Source organism: Bradyrhizobium sp. 149 (assembly GCF_023073915.1).
Lineage (GTDB): Bacteria > Pseudomonadota > Alphaproteobacteria > Rhizobiales > Xanthobacteraceae > Bradyrhizobium.
Window position 1 is genome coordinate 717,092 of the sequence record NZ_JADPKK010000023.1, and the last position, 15,710, is coordinate 732,801.

Annotated in this window: 17 protein-coding genes, 1 pseudogene and 1 riboswitch; of the genes and pseudogenes, 14 read left to right on the forward strand and 4 right to left on the reverse strand. The window is 64.4% G+C overall.

Annotation, left to right across the window (positions count from 1 at the left end):
• Positions 1–6: 6 nt before the first annotated feature.
• From IVA88_RS31180 to IVA88_RS31190, 3 genes and pseudogenes are all read left to right on the forward strand, one after another.
• Positions 7–1,269: an ABC transporter permease gene (locus tag IVA88_RS31180; protein ID WP_247501015.1), complete on the forward strand. Its 1,263-nt coding sequence runs from the start codon at positions 7–9 to the stop codon at positions 1,267–1,269.
• Positions 1,266–2,096: an ABC transporter permease gene (locus tag IVA88_RS31185; RefSeq protein WP_247501016.1), complete on the forward strand. Its 831-nt coding sequence runs from the start codon at positions 1,266–1,268 to the stop codon at positions 2,094–2,096. Before IVA88_RS31180 ends, IVA88_RS31185 begins: the two co-directional genes overlap by 4 nt.
• A gap of 177 nt (positions 2,097–2,273) precedes the next feature.
• Positions 2,274–2,660, forward strand: a pseudogene (locus tag IVA88_RS31190) (ABC transporter substrate-binding protein); the annotation flags it as partial.
• 170 nt (positions 2,661–2,830) lie between these two features.
• Here IVA88_RS31190 and IVA88_RS31195 read toward each other — a convergent pair.
• Both IVA88_RS31195 and IVA88_RS31200 read right to left on the reverse strand, forming a co-directional pair.
• Complete coding sequence (locus IVA88_RS31195; RefSeq protein ID WP_247501017.1) at positions 2,831–3,376, reverse strand: PRC-barrel domain-containing protein; 546 nt, start codon at positions 3,374–3,376, stop codon at positions 2,831–2,833.
• A gap of 221 nt (positions 3,377–3,597) precedes the next feature.
• Positions 3,598–4,167: a hypothetical protein gene (locus IVA88_RS31200; protein ID WP_247501018.1), complete on the reverse strand. Its 570-nt coding sequence runs from the start codon at positions 4,165–4,167 to the stop codon at positions 3,598–3,600.
• Between the two features lie 177 nt (positions 4,168–4,344).
• Between IVA88_RS31200 and IVA88_RS31205 the strand changes: the two genes are divergently transcribed.
• On the forward strand, positions 4,345–5,100 hold the full coding sequence (locus IVA88_RS31205; RefSeq protein WP_247501019.1) for a response regulator: 756 nt from the start codon (positions 4,345–4,347) through the stop codon (positions 5,098–5,100).
• Between the two features lie 13 nt (positions 5,101–5,113).
• The gene (locus IVA88_RS31210; RefSeq protein WP_247501020.1) at positions 5,114–6,442 is read left to right on the forward strand and encodes an ATP-binding protein; all 1,329 of its coding nucleotides are present in this window, start codon (positions 5,114–5,116) and stop codon (positions 6,440–6,442) included.
• Between the two features lie 9 nt (positions 6,443–6,451).
• On the opposite strand, the gene IVA88_RS31215 is transcribed toward IVA88_RS31210, so the two are convergent.
• The gene (locus IVA88_RS31215; protein WP_247501021.1) at positions 6,452–6,667 is read right to left on the reverse strand and encodes a hypothetical protein; all 216 of its coding nucleotides are present in this window, start codon (positions 6,665–6,667) and stop codon (positions 6,452–6,454) included.
• 236 nt (positions 6,668–6,903) lie between these two features.
• Between IVA88_RS31215 and IVA88_RS31220 the strand changes: the two genes are divergently transcribed.
• From IVA88_RS31220 to IVA88_RS31260, 9 genes are all read left to right on the forward strand, one after another.
• Complete coding sequence (locus IVA88_RS31220; protein ID WP_247501022.1) at positions 6,904–7,455, forward strand: lytic transglycosylase domain-containing protein; 552 nt, start codon at positions 6,904–6,906, stop codon at positions 7,453–7,455.
• A gap of 130 nt (positions 7,456–7,585) precedes the next feature.
• Positions 7,586–7,714: riboswitch (TPP riboswitch) on the forward strand.
• Positions 7,702–8,727, forward strand: coding sequence for an FAD-dependent oxidoreductase (locus tag IVA88_RS31225; protein WP_247501023.1), 1,026 nt, complete (start codon positions 7,702–7,704; stop codon positions 8,725–8,727). It overlaps the preceding riboswitch by 13 nt.
• Positions 8,718–8,915: a sulfur carrier protein ThiS gene (thiS, locus tag IVA88_RS31230; protein WP_247501024.1), complete on the forward strand. Its 198-nt coding sequence runs from the start codon at positions 8,718–8,720 to the stop codon at positions 8,913–8,915. The genes IVA88_RS31225 and thiS overlap by 10 nt, the downstream gene beginning before the upstream one ends.
• A gap of 169 nt (positions 8,916–9,084) precedes the next feature.
• Positions 9,085–9,867, forward strand: coding sequence for a thiazole synthase (locus tag IVA88_RS31235; protein WP_247501025.1), 783 nt, complete (start codon positions 9,085–9,087; stop codon positions 9,865–9,867).
• Positions 9,854–10,462, forward strand: coding sequence for a thiamine phosphate synthase (locus IVA88_RS31240; protein WP_247501026.1), 609 nt, complete (start codon positions 9,854–9,856; stop codon positions 10,460–10,462). Before IVA88_RS31235 ends, IVA88_RS31240 begins: the two co-directional genes overlap by 14 nt.
• 168 nt (positions 10,463–10,630) lie before the next feature.
• A complete protein-coding gene (gene thiC, locus IVA88_RS31245; RefSeq protein WP_247501027.1) occupies positions 10,631–12,529 on the forward strand; it encodes a phosphomethylpyrimidine synthase ThiC in 1,899 nt (632 codons plus the stop codon).
• A 207-nt stretch (positions 12,530–12,736) separates the two neighbouring features.
• Positions 12,737–13,492, forward strand: a complete 756-nt coding sequence (locus IVA88_RS31250; protein WP_247501028.1) for a hypothetical protein — start codon at positions 12,737–12,739, stop codon at positions 13,490–13,492.
• 84 nt (positions 13,493–13,576) lie between these two features.
• Positions 13,577–14,119 carry a mismatch-specific DNA-glycosylase gene (locus IVA88_RS31255; RefSeq protein ID WP_247501029.1) on the forward strand — a complete coding sequence of 181 codons (543 nt, stop codon included), beginning with the start codon at positions 13,577–13,579 and terminating at the stop codon, positions 14,117–14,119.
• A gap of 194 nt (positions 14,120–14,313) precedes the next feature.
• Positions 14,314–14,967: a glutathione S-transferase family protein gene (locus IVA88_RS31260; RefSeq protein WP_247501030.1), complete on the forward strand. Its 654-nt coding sequence runs from the start codon at positions 14,314–14,316 to the stop codon at positions 14,965–14,967.
• Positions 14,968–14,981: 14 nt separating this feature from the next.
• Here IVA88_RS31260 and IVA88_RS31265 read toward each other — a convergent pair whose 3' ends face one another.
• A complete protein-coding gene (locus IVA88_RS31265) occupies positions 14,982–15,710 on the reverse strand; it encodes an SDR family oxidoreductase (RefSeq protein ID WP_247501031.1) in 729 nt (242 codons plus the stop codon).

Below are 15,710 nucleotides of genomic sequence, written 5' to 3' on the forward strand. Positions count from 1 at the left end.
CGACCAATGACGAACGCGCTCTTGACCGGCGCCGATGCGTCGACCGAAGTCCCGCTCAAGCGCCGATTGAGGCGCGCGGAGCGAAGACGCCAGGTCAAGGCATTGGCGCTGGTGCTGCCGCTTCTCGTCTTTCTGCTCTTCACCTTCGCAGGCCCGATAGCGGGCATGCTGTGGCGCTCGGTCGAAGACCGGGAGGTGCGTCAGGTTCTGCCCCAAACCGTGGCTGCTCTCGCCGACTGGGGCGGCAAGGACCTGCCGGATGAAAAGGCCTACGCGGCGCTGGCAAGCGACGTCCTGGCGGCGCGAGCCTCCGGCACCATGGCCATCGCGGCGAAGCGGCTCAACTACGCGCTGAACGGCTTCCGCACCATCCTGACCAGCACCGCACGCAATCTGAGGGCGATCCCGGAGCCCGGCACGGCCAAGGAGGCGCTGGGCAAGATCAACCCGGCCTGGCGCGACCGCACCACCTGGACGACAATCAAGGACGCCGGTGGTCCAATCACCGGCTTCTACCTGCTGGCGGCACTCGACCTGACGCGGAACGTGGAGGGCACGATCGTCGAAGCCCCGCCGGATCAGGCCATCTACCGCGGCGTTTTCGCCCGCACCTTCGTCATCAGCCTCAGTGTCACGGTGCTTTGCCTGATCCTCGGCTTCCCGGTCGCTTACTTGCTGGCGACGCTGCCGCCAGGCCGGTCGAATCTGCTGATGATCTTCGTCCTGCTGCCGTTCTGGACGTCGCTTCTGGTCCGCACCTGCGCCTGGATCGTTCTGCTGCAGAGCAAGGGCGTCGTGAACGACAGCCTGCTCTGGCTTGGCATCATCGACGAGCCGTTGCGCCTGATCTACAACCGCTTCGGTGTCTGCGTGGCAATGACCCACGTTCTGCTGCCGTTCATGATCCTGCCGCTGTACAGCAGCATGAAGGCGATCTCGCCTGCTTACATGCGTGCCGCCGCCTCGCTCGGTGCGCCACCGATCGCCGCCTTCCTGCGGATCTACCTGCCTCAAACCCTGCCCGGCATCGGCGCGGGAAGCCTGCTCGTTTTCATCCTGGCGCTCGGCTACTACATCACGCCGGCACTCGTCGGGGGCGCCGCCGACCAAATGATCAGCTACTTCATCGCGCTCTACACGACCGAGACGGCCAATTGGGGCCTTGCTTCGGCACTGGGTGCGGTGCTGCTGCTCGCCACTGTTCTGCTCGCTCTCGTCTACGGAAAGCTGGTGCAGGGCCAGCACGTCACGGGAGGAATGAAGAATTGAGCAACAATCCCTCCCTCCGCACACCGAGCCAGCGTCTGGCGTGGACCGCGACCATCATTGTCTCCACGCTGGTGTTCATCTTCCTGATCGCGCCGATCGTTGCGATCATGCCGCTGTCCTTCAGCTCGGGCTCGTACCTCACTTATCCGCTGCCGGGCCTCTCGCTGCGCTGGTACGACGACTTCATCAATTCGCCGCGCTGGATGAATTCGCTGAAGAACAGCATGATCATCGGTGTCGCCTCGACGCTGCTGTCGATGACGCTGGGCACGCTGGCCGCGCTGGGGCTGGCGCAGTGGAAGAGCCGGTTCAAGCCGCTCGTGCTGGCGTTCGTGCTGTCCCCCGTCGTCGTGCCCGGGGTCATCACCGCGGTCGGCCTGTATTTCTTTTTCGCGCCGATCGGATTGACCGGCAGCTATCTCGGCTTGATCCTGGCCCACACCGCGCTGGCGACGCCCTTTGTGGTGATCACGGTCGGCGCGACGCTGCAAAGCTTCGACACCAATCTGGCACGCGCCGCCGCCTCGCTCGGTGCCTCGCCGTTTGAGGCGTTCCGCCGTGTGATCCTGCCGCTGATCCTCCCCGGCGTGGCGTCGGGCGCGCTGTTCGCCTTCGCGACCAGCTTCGATGAGGTGGTGATCGTGCTGTTCATGGCAGGTCCGGAACAGCGCACCCTGCCGCGCGAGATGTTCAGCGGCATCCGCGAGAACATCAGCCCGACCATCACGGCAGCGGCGGTGATTCTGACAACAATATCGGTCATCCTGCTCGCCACTCTGGAAGCCTTGCGCCGACGCAACGAACGGCTCAAGGGCGGCGGCGCCTGAAAGGCGGTGCTCTTCTTCCTTCTCCCGTTGTTGTGGGAGAAGGTGGCGTAGGCGGCCGTCGCCGCCGTTCTTGAAAACGCCGATGCTTCGCATCGGCTATGGCGCCGAATGAGGGGTATCTGTCCGCACACTCAATTGAGAATTGGACTCGCGGAGAGAGACCCCCTCACCCGTCTCGCCGCTATGGTCGCGCTGGCGAATGCCGGCGGCGACACCACCAACGCGCTGAAACAGGCGGCCGAGTTCGGCCTGACGCAAGGCGGCCAGAAGATGATCGCCTTGCTCATGGAGATCACAGACGTTCATTCGCTCGGCATCAAGGGGGACGAGGCACCGAAGGTGATGGAGCAGATGCGCAAAACGCCGGTGAACGACTTCTTCGCCAAGAACGGCAAGATCCGGATCGACGGCCGCATGGTCCACGACATGTATCTGTTCGAGGTCAAGAAGCCCGAGGAATCCAAGGGCGAGTGGGATCTCTACAAGCTGATCGCCACCGTGCCCGGCGACGAAGCCTTCCGTCCGCTCGACAAGGGCGGCTGCCCGCTGGTGAAGGGGAACTAGGCGCATTCTCCGTCATTGCGAGCGAAGCGAAGCAATCCAGAAATGCATCCGCGCTAACAGTCTGGATTACTTCGTCGCAAGAGCTCCTCGCAGTGACGAGCAAACCAAAAAAGTCACGACAGCGCGCCCGGCAAAACCGGGCGCGCTTCGTTTAGCCGTTCAGAGCCGCATTACTCCGAGTACTTGAACTCGGGCATGTTCTTCAGCTCGTCCTTGCTGGCATTGAACACGGCGTGGTCCGGATACCATTTCGACGAGGACGTGGTCGCGGTCGTGGCGGGCCGGTTGTCCGTGCCGGTCGCGGCGCCGGTCGTCGTCGTGGTCGAGGCGGGCCGGTTGGCTGCGGCGTTCGGGTTGTTCCCGGCGGTGCCGGTGTAGGCAACCGCCTCATTGACGAACTTCAGCTTCTCATAGGGCACGGCAACCAGATGCTCGCCCAGTCCCAGGAAGCCACCGACACCGATCACGGCGATCTTGATGCTGCCGCTCTTGTCCATCAAGAGGTCGTTGACCGAGCCGATGTTCTCGTTGGCGTCGTTGTAGACCTTCAGGCCGCTCATCTTCGACGTGCGCCACTGGCCAGACGCCGATGTGCTGGTCGTCGTGGCAGCCGAGGTCGAAGGCTTGTCCGTAGTGGCGGTCGGCGATTGCGCGAACGCAACGGTCGCAAGCAGTGCGGTACCGGCGAGGCCGGCCGCGATCGATTTCATCAACATATCGTCCTCTCCTTCAGCAGAAAACTTGTGCGGAGAAAACAGCGCCGGTCACTAGCAGTTCCCTGGGTGCTGCAATTTCGTCGCGAGTCGCGCGATCGCACGCGGCGATTGTTCCTAAGTCACCCAGGAACATATTGCGGCGCACGATTCCCCGCCGACGATCACGCGCCCTGGGTGAAGCACGATCGCGGCGAGGAATGCGCCGACCTGCGTCGATCAGGTCAGCTCTTGAAATCGATCAGAAGTGCGGAGATGTCCGAACTGGTGGATGAGCTGCCGCTGGCGCCGTAGGACGACGCCGACGATTGCGACTGCTGCAGTGCCTGGAGGAACTGCTGGAGGATCTCGGCCGTGGTGGACTCGGTCGACGTGCTGCTCGTCGAGTCCGTCGACGACGAATCCGAAGGGCTGTCCTCCGGCGGCGGACCGGGCGGGGGCCCGCCCGCACCACCGGGACCGCCGGCGCCGCCGGGGCCATTGCCGAAGGCGGACTCGAACACGTTCTTCAACTCGTCGGCCTGGTCCGAGGTCAGCGTCCCGTTCGACACCTCGTTCGAAATGAGGTCGTCGATCTTCGACTTCATGTCGTCCTTGGAGGGACGCGTGCCGCTCGACTGATCGCTGGACCGGCTCTGCTGAAGCGCCGTATTGATGTCGCTCAGCGCCGTCGAAAGCGCCGGCTGGTCCGACGACGCGACCGTGCCGGCCGACACTTCCGATTGCAATTCCTGCTGCAGCCGCTGCAACGGCGACTGGTAGTTACCGGCGGAGACCGCCGAAATCGAGGTCATGATGGCTCCGTGGGTTTTGCGGTTTCGTAGCCGACCAAGTCACGGTATGGTTGACGGTCTTAACGAGTTCTCCCGCTTACCCGGCCGGTGATGTCCTGCTGTTGCCACATGGTCCATAGAAACAATCTGCAACAAAAATCTTCGCCATTTGGCCCGAATCTTGGACAAACAAAGCGCATGGCCAATCCCAATCCCAACATCCTTGTCGTCGAAGACGACCGCGAAACCCGGACGTTGATAGCGAAATACCTGCGCAACAACGCCTGCAACGTCACCGCCGTGAGCGACGGCCGCGAGATGTCGCGCGCCATGGCCGATCATCGCGTCGACCTCATCATCCTCGACGTGATGCTGCCCGGCGAGGACGGCCTCAGCCTATGTCGCAAGGTGCGCGCGGAGGGACAGACGCCGATCATCATGCTGACGGCACGCGGCGAGGACATCGACCGCATCGTCGGCCTCGAGATGGGCGCGGACGACTATCTGCCGAAACCGTTCAACCCGCGTGAGCTCCTCGCCCGCATCAACGCGGTGCTGCGCCGGCAGGGGTCCGCGCAGGCAGCGAGCTCGATCGAAGGCGCGAGCACGCTCGCCTTCGAAGGCTGGCGCATCGATCTGCGCCTGCGCGAACTGCGCAATCCCGAAGGCGCGCGCGTCGCGGTGACCAGCGCCGAGTTCGATCTGCTGCGGACGTTCTGCGAGCGGCCCGGCCGCGTGCTGTCGCGCGATAGCCTGCTCGACCTCACGCAGGGGCGCAACACCGGCTCGTTCGAACGCTCGATCGACGTGCTGGTCAGCCGCATCCGCCGCAAGATCGAGCCCAATCCGGCCGATCCGACCATCATCAAGACGGTGCGCTCCGGCGGTTATCTGTTCACGCCAAGAACTGAATCGGCAAGCAGCGAAGCGATCGCGGCCCCCCTGAACAGCTAATGGGGATCCGACGATGAAGCCGTTCGGATTGTTCCACCTCAATGGAATTGGCGGACAGATCGCCGCGCTGGTTGTGGCTTCGACCGTCGCGCTGCATCTCGTCGTCACCACGGCCTTCCTGATCAGCCGGCCGGACCGCCCGGAGACGTCGCCGGACGGCGCCCCTCAGCTGGCCGATGCCGCCCTGCTGCTCGGCTCGGCCGAGCAAGGCGAGCGGCCGCGCCTCACCGCGGATCTCGCGCGCGCCTTCCCGAAGCTCAAGATCGAGACGCTCGCGCCCGGCACCGCTAATGTCGTCGAGGGCAGCGAGAGCCAGCACTTGCACGGGATCCGCCGGCATCTCGGCCGCGCCTACAAGGTGGTGCAGCTTGCGCCGGACGACGGTGGCGCACGCCGCATCGGCGTGCAATTGCCCGACGGCACCATGATCGCGGGCCATGTCGACGGCGGCCCCCGGCCGTGGTTCTGGGGCGGGCCGTGGCTGACGACGCTGATGTCGGCCTTCATCTGCGTCACCGTGCTCGGCCTGTGGGCCGCGCGGGCGCTGGCCGCGCCGCTGTCGTCCTTCGCCAGGGCGGCCGAGAATTTCAGCCTGGACGGCGCGGCCGATCCGCTGCCCGAGCGCGGGCCGGAGGAGATCCGTTCGGTCGCGCGTGCGCTCAACCGGATGCACGAGCGGATCTCGCGGCTGATGTCGGACCGCACGCGAATGCTCGCCGCGATCAGCCACGACCTGCGTACACCGATCACGCGGCTGCGCCTGCGCGCCGAGTTCATCGAGGACGAAGGCAACCGCAAGCGCATGCTGATCGATCTCGACCAGATGCGCTCGATGCTCGAATCCGTTTTATCGCTGTTGCGCAACGACCGCCAGATCGAGGCGGTGACGCTGGTCGACATCGCGAGCACGCTGCAGCTCATCGCCGACCAGTTCGGCGACATGGGCCATGCCGTGCATTATGACGGCCCCGCTTCGGCGACCGCGGCGGCGCGGCCCGACGATCTGCATCGCGGCGTCACCAACCTGGTCGAGAACGCGGTGCGCTTCGGTGCCGAGGTGACGATCCGCCTCGACATCTCGGGCAGCAAGCTCGTCATCGACGTCGAGGACGACGGTCCCGGCATTTCGGATGCGCGCAAGCAGGAGATGCTGGAGCCATTCGTGCGCGGCGACGATGCGCGCACCATGGACGAGTCCACCGGCTTCGGCCTCGGCCTGACGATCGCGCGCGCGATCGCGGTCGCCCATGGCGGCGAGCTGTCGCTGCATGATCGGGAGCCGCACGGCTTGATCGTGCGGATGCAATTGCCGGTGTGGCAGCAGCCGCGGCTGGCCGCTTAAGGCAGCAACTCAGGCCGCGAGCGGCGGGTGCTCGAGGACCGCCTCGTCGAAGATCGCCACCGCCTCAAAGCGATAACTGCAGGCGTGGCAAGCCCAGAGATAGGAGATGCGTCCGTCGCCCGGCTCGATCCAGTCGGGCCTCGGGATCGGCGTGCCGCATTGGCCACAGGGGTTATTTCTAGGAATGTCGCCGGTGTGGGCTTTGACCATGGTTGGTTTTGGCATGGCACCTCTCCCCTATTCGCAGCGCTTACATACTCGCTTTCGCAAGCCCGCGCGAATAGACAGGCCTGCTGTCGCGAATTGTCCGCCTGGGGAAGCCTTGCGCCAGCATTGAGTCGTAACAGCGGCTCGGCGGCGCAAAAAAATTAACGGCGGCGTTTGGTCACATCATCGCCGCGTTCGGGGGCCTAAACGGCAGCCGGGTGCAGGCCGTTCAAGCAGCCGCTCAGGGATATCTGATGAAAATTTTACGTGTTGCCGCGCTGCTCGCGGCCGGACTGACCTTGCCGCAGGCCGCATTCGCGGGCGAAGCGGAGTACGCCGAAATGGTCGCGGCCCATGCGCGCGCCAACGGCGTGCCTGAGGCGCTGGTACACCGTGTCATCATGCGCGAGAGCCGCTACCAGCCCGGCCTGGTCGGCCATGGCGGCACCATCGGGCTGATGCAGATCAAGCTCGCGACCGCGCGCGGAGTCGGCTACACCGGCGACGCCGCAGGCCTGCGCGATCCCAACACCAACCTCACCTATGCCGTCAAATATCTCGCCGGCGCCTATCACGCCGCCAATGGCGATCACGCCCGGGCCGTTCGTTATTTCGCCGGCGGCTATTACTACGCCGCGAAGCGGCAGCGGCAGGAGGTCGTCCAGGTCGCCAATATGGGCGAGGCTAATATGGGCGCCCCTTGGCTCGAGCCGAACGGCAATCCGCAGCCGATGTTCGGCACCGTCCCGCACCGGAAGCTCGCCCAGCGGGTCCGCAACGCCCGGGCGCAGGTTCCCACCCGATAATCGCCGTCATGGCCGGGCCTGACCCGGCCATCCACGTCCTTCGTCCGCGTCCAAGAACGTGGATGCCCGGGACAAGCCCGGGCATGACGAGCTGTGCACGTTGACACAGCCCGTCACTGGCATACATTAGAGCCGTTCCGAGGGGTGCTCCGAGGAGGAGCTGAGATACCGCTAAATGGGCAAATCCGCCCAGGACCGCGGTGACCCTTTGAACCTGATCCGGGTCATGCCGGCGAAGGGACAGGGATGTTACAGACGACCAAGCGACCGGATTCCGCGGTATCCATCATCGGAGCAGGCATTGCGGGTGCTTGGCAGGCCCTGCTGTTCGCGCAGGCCGGCCACGCCGTCACCCTGCACGAGCGCGGTGACGCGGAAATGACCGATGCCACCAGCCATTGGGCCGGCGGCATGCTCGCGCCCTATTGCGAGGCGGAAGTTTCGGAACCGATCATCAGTCGGCTCGGCCTGCGCTCGCTCGACATCTGGCGGCGCGAGCTGCCCGACACGCCCTTCAACGGCTCGCTGGTCGTCGCCCATCCGCGCGAGCGCAACGATTTCGAGCGTTTTGCGGGGATGACCGAGGGCCATCGCCGGCTCGATGCCGCGAGCCTTGCCGAGCTCGAACCGTCGCTCGAAGGCCGCTTCCGCGACGCGCTGTTCTTCCCGACCGAAGGCCATGTCGAGCCGCGCCGCGTGCTGCCGAAACTGCACGAGCGCATCCGCGCCGCCGGCGGCACCATCAAATTCTCCAGCGATGTCGCCGCGGCCGAACTCGCAAAACTTGATCCTAAAGGCATTGTGATCGACTGCCGCGGCCTTTCCGCGCGCGACGAGCAGCCTGGCTTGCGCGGCGTCAAAGGCGAGATGATCCTGATCGAGACCGCCGAAGTGCAGCTCGCGCGCCCGGTGCGGCTGATCCATCCGCGCTGGCCGCTCTATGTGATCCCGCGCGAGAACAATCTGTTCATGCTGGGCGCGACCTCGATCGAGGCAGAGGACACCGGCGTCAGCGTCCGCTCGGCGCTGGAGCTGCTGGGGGCGGCCTATGCCGTGCATCCCGCCTTCGGCGAGGCCCGCATCGTCGAATTCGGCTCCGGCCTGCGCCCCGCCTTCCCCGACAATCTGCCGCGCATCGGCATTCGCGGCGAAACCATCGCCGTGAACGGCCTCTACCGCCACGGCTTCCTGATCGCCCCGGCGCTGGCCGAGCTGACGCTCGGTTACGTCGAGCGCGGCCAGATCGACAATGAGGTGATGCAATGCGGGTGATCGTTAACGGCGAGCAACGCGAGATCAATTCTGCCAGCGTGGACGCGCTGCTCAGCGAACTCGGCTACGAGGGCACCCATTTCGCGATCGCGCTCAACTACGATGTCGTGCCGAAGAGCCGCTGGGCCGAGACCCACCTCAAAGCCGGCGACGAGATCGAGATCATCGCGCCGCGGCAGGGAGGGTGAGGAGGATGGCACATTCTCTCCCCTCGTCGTCCCGGCGAAGGCCGGGACCCATAACCACGGGCTTTCGTTGGGACGGAAAGTCTCTCCGCGCATGCCCCAAGCGAGATCACGCGGTATGGGTCCCGGCCTTCGCCGGGACGACGGCATTGATTGAGGAGACACCTTCGACATGGTGACCTTCTACGGCAAATCCTTCACCTCCCGCCTGCTGATCGGCAGCGCGCTCTACCCCTCGCCTGCGATCATGCAGGCGGCGATCCGCGCCTCGGGCTCGAACATCGTCACGGTGTCGCTGCGGCGCGAATCCGCCGGCGGCAAGACCGGCGATGCGTTCTGGAATCTGATCCGCGAGCTCGACGTCACCGTGCTGCCGAACACCGCCGGCTGCCGCAGCGTGCGCGAGGCGGTGACTACCGCCAAGCTCGCCCGCGAATTGTTCGGCACCAGCTGGATCAAGCTCGAAGTCATCGCCGACAACGACACGCTGCAGCCCGATGTGGTCGGCCTGGTCGAGGCCGCCGCCATCCTGATCAAGGACGGCTTTGAAGTGTTCCCGTATTGCACCGAGGATCTCTCGGTCGCCAACCGCCTGGTCGATGCCGGCTGCAAGGTGGTGATGCCTTGGGCCGCGCCGATCGGCAGCGCAAAAGGCATCACCAACCGCGACGCGCTGAAACTGATGCGCGAGCGGCTGCCCGATATCACGCTGGTGGTCGACGCCGGCATCGGCGCGCCGTCGCATGCGGCGCAGGCGCTCGAGCTCGGCTACGACGCCGTGCTGCTCAACACCGCCATTGCCAAGGCCGCCGATCCCGTCGCGATGGCCAACGCCTTCCGCCTCGGCATCGAGGCCGGCCGCACCGCCTACGAAGCCGGGCTGATGAACGCCCGCGATTTCGCCTCCCCTTCCACCCCTGTCGTTGGGACACCTTTTTGGCATGCCGTATCCTGATCGCTTTTATCCTGTCGTCGACAGCCTCGCCTGGGTCGAGCGCCTGACCAAGCTCGGCGTCGGCACCATCCAGCTGCGCGCGAAGGACCTCGACGATTCGCAGTCGCTCCAGATCGTCACCGACGCGCTGGCGATCACGAACGGCACGCAAGCCAGGCTGGTCGTGAACGACTATTGGCGCGCGGCGGTCGTCGCCGGCGCGAAATACCTGCATCTCGGCCAGGAAGACCTTGCCGACGCCGATCTCCATGCCATCCGCGAGGCCGGCCTGTCGCTCGGGGTGTCCACCCATGACGAGGCGGAGCTGGAAACCGCGCTCGCCGCCGAGCCCGATTATGTCGCGCTCGGCCCGATCTTCTTCACCACGCTCAAATCGATGCGCTTCGAACCGCAGGGCATTCCAAAGATCACCGAGTGGAAGAAGCGTATCGGCACGATCCCGCTGGTCGCGATCGGCGGCATCAAGTTCGAGCACGCCGCGGAGATCTTTGCCGCCGGCGCGGATTCCATCGCCGTCGTCAGCGACGTGACGCAAAATGCCGATCCCGATGCGCGGGTACGGCAATGGCTCGGCCTGTCTGCGGAGGCGGCGTGATGCGCGCCCTCTCCCCACATCGTCATTGCGAGGAGCACTTGCGACGAAGCAATCCAGACTGTCTCTGCAGAGAGATTCTGGATTGCTTCGCTGCGCTCGCAATGACGGAGCAAGAATTCACCACCGTCGCCCAGACGCAAACACATACGAATTAAACCGGAGGATCCCATGAACATCCGCTCCAATCCCGAGAAGACCGTCCCCGCCGTCACCACCGGCCCGCTGCCCTCGTCGCGCAAAATCTTCGCCTCGCCCGACGCGGCGCCCGATCTCCGCGTGCCCCTGCGCGAGATCATCCTCTCCGAAGGCGCGGGCGAGCCGAACCTGCCGGTGTACGACACCTCCGGCCCCTACACCGACCCAAGCGTGACCATCGACGTCAACGCCGGTCTCGCGCGCGGCCGCAAGGCCTGGGTGCTGGAGCGCGGCGGCGTCGAGGAATATCAGGGCCGCCAGATCAAGCCGGAGGACAATGGCAGCATCTCCGCCGACAAGGCCGCGCGCGCCTTCTCGGCCTATCACCAGCCGCTACGCGGCCTCGACGGCCACAAGATCACGCAGCTCGAATTCGCCCGCGCCGGCATCATCACCAAGGAAATGATCTACGTCGCCGCGCGCGAAAATCTCGGCCGCAAGGAGCAGCTCGAGCGCGCGGAGGCAGCGCTTGCCGACGGCGAAAGTTTTGGCGCCGAAGTCCCCGCCTTCATCACGCCGGAGTTCGTGCGCTCTGAGATCGCGCGCGGCCGCGCCATCATCCCCTGCAACATCAACCACGCCGAGCTCGAGCCGATGATCATCGGCCGCAACTTCCTGACCAAGATCAACGCCAATATCGGCAACTCGGCGGTGACCTCATCGGTCGAGGAGGAGGTCGAGAAGATGGTGTGGGCGATCCGCTGGGGCGCCGACACCGTGATGGACCTCTCGACGGGCCGCAACATCCACACCACCCGCGAATGGATTTTGCGCAACGCGCCGGTGCCGATCGGCACCGTTCCGATTTACCAGGCGTTGGAGAAGTGCGACGGCGATCCGGTCAAGCTGACCTGGGAGCTCTACAAGGACACGCTGATCGAGCAGTGCGAGCAGGGCGTCGACTATTTCACCATCCACGCCGGCGTGCGCCTGCAATACATCCACCTCACCGCCAGCCGCGTCACCGGCATTGTTTCTCGTGGTGGTTCCATTATGGCGAAGTGGTGCCTGGCGCATCACAAGGAAAGCTTCCTCTACACCCATTTCGACGAGATCTGCGACCTCATGCGCAAGTATGATGTCTCGTTCTCGCTCGGCGACGGCCTGCGCCCCGGCTCGATCGCGGATGCGAACGATCGCGCGCAGTTTGCCGAACTCGAGACGCTCGGAGAACTGACGAAGATCGCGTGGGACAAGGGCTGCCAGGTCATGATCGAAGGCCCCGGCCACGTGCCGATGCACAAGATCAAGATCAACATGGACAAGCAGCTCAAGGAATGCGGCGAGGCACCGTTCTACACCCTCGGGCCCCTGACCACCGACATCGCGCCGGGCTACGACCACATCACCTCAGGGATAGGTGCCGCCATGATCGGCTGGTTCGGCTGCGCCATGCTCTGCTACGTCACGCCAAAGGAGCATCTCGGCCTGCCTGATCGTAACGACGTCAAGGTCGGCGTCATCACCTACAAGATCGCCGCCCACGCGTCCGATCTCGCCAAGGGCCACCCCGCAGCCCAGCTGCGCGACGATGCCCTCTCCCGCGCCCGTTTCGACTTCCGCTGGAGCGACCAGTTCAACCTCGGCCTCGACCCCGACACCGCAAAGAACTTCCACGACGAGACCCTGCCGAAGGAAGCCCACAAGGTCGCGCATTTCTGCTCGATGTGCGGCCCAAAATTCTGCTCGATGAAGATCACGCAGGACGTGCGGGATTATGCGGCGACGCTGAATGATCCGAACGGCGTCGGCATGTCGATGAGCGGGACCGCCGAGGACGGCATGAAGCAGATGAGCGCGAAGTTCAAGGAGATGGGCGAGAACTTGTATCTGGATGCGGAGAAGGTGAAGGAGAGCAATCGGGTGCTGTGAGGGATCGCCGCCGCAATTCAGACCCGGGCTTCCGGGAGGAGATCGGAAGTGAGAAAGCCGGGTGAATGCCCGGCTTTCTTATTCTATGCCAGTGGCCGACGTGCTACCTTTGATTGAGTTGGTGAATAGTTTTGTTTAAGCTGGCGTCCGCGGGGTGTGCGCCTCGGTTCGAACGATCGGGCAATTCGAAGCACATCGGGGGACGCCATGGAGGAGTATGCAAAGCTCCTGACAGCCACAGCCGCTTTCATAGGAGCAATCGCTTGGCCGACGACAGCTTTGATAGTTGTGTCGTTCTTTCGTCGCGAACTGCAATCTGCGTTAGGCAAATTGCCGCTAATGATGGATCGAGTGAGAAAAGCGACCATTCCAGGCGTTGCTCTCGAATTAGACCGTATTGCAGACGCTGAGAGTGAGACCGACAAAGACAAAGGCGGAAAAATAACGCCGAGGCAAATCGAAGCCGCGGCGCGGATAGAGGTCCAGGCAAGAGGCGTTGGTTCAGAGGAGTTGCTTCGCGAATTGGATAGGCTGTGCTTGGAGTACGATTCTTTTAGACGGGCCCTGCCACCAGGGCCAGAGCGTACCCGGGCTATGACCCGCGCCGTTGTGAAGATGCGATCCCTCGCACCGAGCGTCTTGGATTCGCTTGGCATATACAAAGGATCGGGATCGCCGGGAAGCCGACTCGCCGCTATTGCCATGATGCAGATGGTGCCGCGCGTGGCGGATTTGGCTTGGTTGGGTGAACGCTTCTCGGTTGAGCAGCAGCCATTTCTTCTTTACCACGCCGCACTAGCCCTACAGAACGTCGCAAATATTAGCGACACAGGCGAAAAGAGAGACCTCCTGCGACGCGTTGCAGAGGAAGCGCTGACGAAAGTTAAAAGTTTCCCGGGAGTGCCCGATCAAGGAACGATTGAAGTGTTGCAGATGCTATCGACTAGTCTTTCCCATCGATAACTGCTCGCAGCAAGCGTAGGCGGCATCCAGGACAGTTGAGTCTCATCTCGTTCACGCGGGGCAACAACGCTACGGATAATTGATTTGCCCGAGACCACCCTCCACCGCCTCCCCGACCAACTCCTTCCCAACCTCCGCCTCGTCTTCGTCGGCACCGCGGCCAGCACGCGCTCGGCCGAGCTCGGGCACTACTACGCCCATCCCGGCAACCGCTTCTGGCGCGCGATCCATGAGGCCGGGATCACGCCGCGGCGCTATCAGCCGGGCGAGTTTGCCGCGCTGCTCGAACTCGGGATCGGCTTCACCGATCTTTCCAAGTCGGGCGCCGGGATGGATCACCGAATAGAGGCCGCATCGATCGACGTGCCAGGGTTCAAAGCCAAGATCGAAAAGTATCGGCCGAGGACGGTTGCGTTCACGAGCAAGAAGGCTGCGAGCTTGTTTTATGGCAGAGCGTCGAGCGTGATTGCGCTGGGGCGGCAGCCGCGGGATGAATGTCCGGCGGAGGTGTTCGTGCTGCCGTCACCGTCAGGCGCCGCGTCGGGGCATTGGACGCTGGAGCCGTGGCGGGAGCTTGCGGCGTGGATTGCTGCGCTGGACCTTCAACACCCACCGCCCTCATCCTGAGGAGCCTGCGAAGCAGGCGTCTCGAAGGATGGCCGCGGGCGAGATGCGGGCCTGCATGGTTCGAGACGGCGCTGCGCGCCTCCTCACCATGAGGGTCTGGCTTCGCATACGCCCCAGGAAATCCAGATAGTCTGTCGGAAACCGTCGCCGCCATTCGTCCTCTGGACACAACACGCCACCACCCGGAGCCCCCCATGCCCCCCACCATCACCGCCTTCGAAAGGTCGCCCGATCGCGGCAAGGGGCAGGCGCGCGACATGCGGGTGCGCTGGGCGCTCGAAGAGGTGGGGCAGCCTTATGACGTGCGCCTGGTTTCGTTCAAGGACATGAAGGCGCCCGCACATCTTGCACTGCATCCGTTCGCGCAAATTCCGACGTTCGAGGACGGCGATCTGACGCTGTTCGAATCCGGCGCGATCGTGCTCCATATCGCGGAGCGCCATGCCGGGCTGCTGCCTGACGATGCCAACGCCCGGGCGCGCGCGATCGCCTGGATGTTTGCCGCGCTGAGCACGCTGGAGCCGCCGATCGTCGAACTCGGGATGGCCATGCTGTTCGAGCGCGACAAGAGCTGGTACGCGGAGCGCCTGCCCATGCTGCAGGATCGCGTTCGTGTCAGGCTCGGCGAATTGTCCCGTCATCTAGGCGATGCCGACTGGCTCGACGGCGCGTTCAGTGCCGGCGATCTCATGATGGTGACGGTGCTGCGCCGGTCGAACGCGTCGGGCCTGCTGGACGAATATCCAGGTATCGCCGCCTATGTCGCCCGCGGCGAAGCGCGGCCTGCCTTCAGGCGCGCTTTCGACGCGCAATTGGCGGTTTTCATCGCCGCATCGAAGGGCTCGTAGGGGCGGCTAGCGCCCTAAAGATCGAAATTGGTCGGCAGCATCACCACGTCACGAATGGTCATGCCGCGCGGCCGCGTCAACATGAACATCACGACCTCGGCCACTTCGCTGGCCTCCAGCAGGCTTCCCGACTCCCTGGCTTCCTTCAGCTTCTCCGGCGGCCAGTCCGCGAGCAGGGCGCTGACGACCGGACCGGGCGAGATCGAGCCGACGCGGATGCCGTGCTTGAAGACCTGGCGCCGCACCGTCTGGACGAAGCAGTTGACCGCCCATTTGGACGACGCATAGACCGGCTCCCACGGTGTCGGAAAATGCGCCGCCAGCGAACTCGTGACGATGATGTCGCCGGTCCCGCGCCCGATCATGTGCGGCAGCACGTCGTGCACGTTCTTCATCACGACGTTGACATTCAGGTTCAGCATCCGGTCGATCGCCATGGTGTCGGCATCGACCAGATCGCCGCCGACATAGGTCCCCGCATTCGCATGCAGGATGTCGAGCTGGCCGGCCTTTTTCAGAACGCGCGGCAGCAGCGTCGCGCAGTCCTTCGGGTCCAGCAGGTCGATAAGCAGCGGGATCACTGCGTCGCCGTGCTTGTCGCCGAGCGCCTTCAGCGCGGCCTCGTCGCGGTCGACCATCACCACGCGCGCGCCCGCGGCCAGCATCGCCTCGGTGCTGGCCAATCCGATGCCCGACGCGGCGCCGGTCACGGCCGCAATCTTGCCTTCCAAGTCTCTCGCCAT

Coding starts and splice junctions, on each gene's coding strand:
- IVA88_RS31180 (WP_247501015.1), top strand. CDS start 7: ATGACGAACGCGCTCTTGACCGGCGCCGATGCGTCGACCGAAGTCCCG.
- IVA88_RS31195 (WP_247501017.1), bottom strand. CDS start 3,376: ATGTTGATGAAATCGATCGCGGCCGGCCTCGCCGGTACCGCACTGCTT.
- IVA88_RS31200 (WP_247501018.1), bottom strand. CDS start 4,167: ATGACCTCGATTTCGGCGGTCTCCGCCGGTAACTACCAGTCGCCGTTG.
- IVA88_RS31205 (WP_247501019.1), top strand. CDS start 4,345: ATGGCCAATCCCAATCCCAACATCCTTGTCGTCGAAGACGACCGCGAA.
- IVA88_RS31210 (WP_247501020.1), top strand. CDS start 5,114: ATGAAGCCGTTCGGATTGTTCCACCTCAATGGAATTGGCGGACAGATC.
- IVA88_RS31215 (WP_247501021.1), bottom strand. CDS start 6,667: ATGCCAAAACCAACCATGGTCAAAGCCCACACCGGCGACATTCCTAGA.
- IVA88_RS31220 (WP_247501022.1), top strand. CDS start 6,904: ATGAAAATTTTACGTGTTGCCGCGCTGCTCGCGGCCGGACTGACCTTG.
- IVA88_RS31225 (WP_247501023.1), top strand. CDS start 7,702: ATGTTACAGACGACCAAGCGACCGGATTCCGCGGTATCCATCATCGGA.
- thiS (WP_247501024.1), top strand. CDS start 8,718: ATGCGGGTGATCGTTAACGGCGAGCAACGCGAGATCAATTCTGCCAGC.
- IVA88_RS31235 (WP_247501025.1), top strand. CDS start 9,085: ATGGTGACCTTCTACGGCAAATCCTTCACCTCCCGCCTGCTGATCGGC.
- IVA88_RS31240 (WP_247501026.1), top strand. CDS start 9,854: ATGCCGTATCCTGATCGCTTTTATCCTGTCGTCGACAGCCTCGCCTGG.
- thiC (WP_247501027.1), top strand. CDS start 10,631: ATGAACATCCGCTCCAATCCCGAGAAGACCGTCCCCGCCGTCACCACC.
- IVA88_RS31250 (WP_247501028.1), top strand. CDS start 12,737: ATGGAGGAGTATGCAAAGCTCCTGACAGCCACAGCCGCTTTCATAGGA.
- IVA88_RS31260 (WP_247501030.1), top strand. CDS start 14,314: ATGCCCCCCACCATCACCGCCTTCGAAAGGTCGCCCGATCGCGGCAAG.
- IVA88_RS31265 (WP_247501031.1), bottom strand. CDS start 15,710: ATGGCGAGAGACTTGGAAGGCAAGATTGCGGCCGTGACCGGCGCCGCG.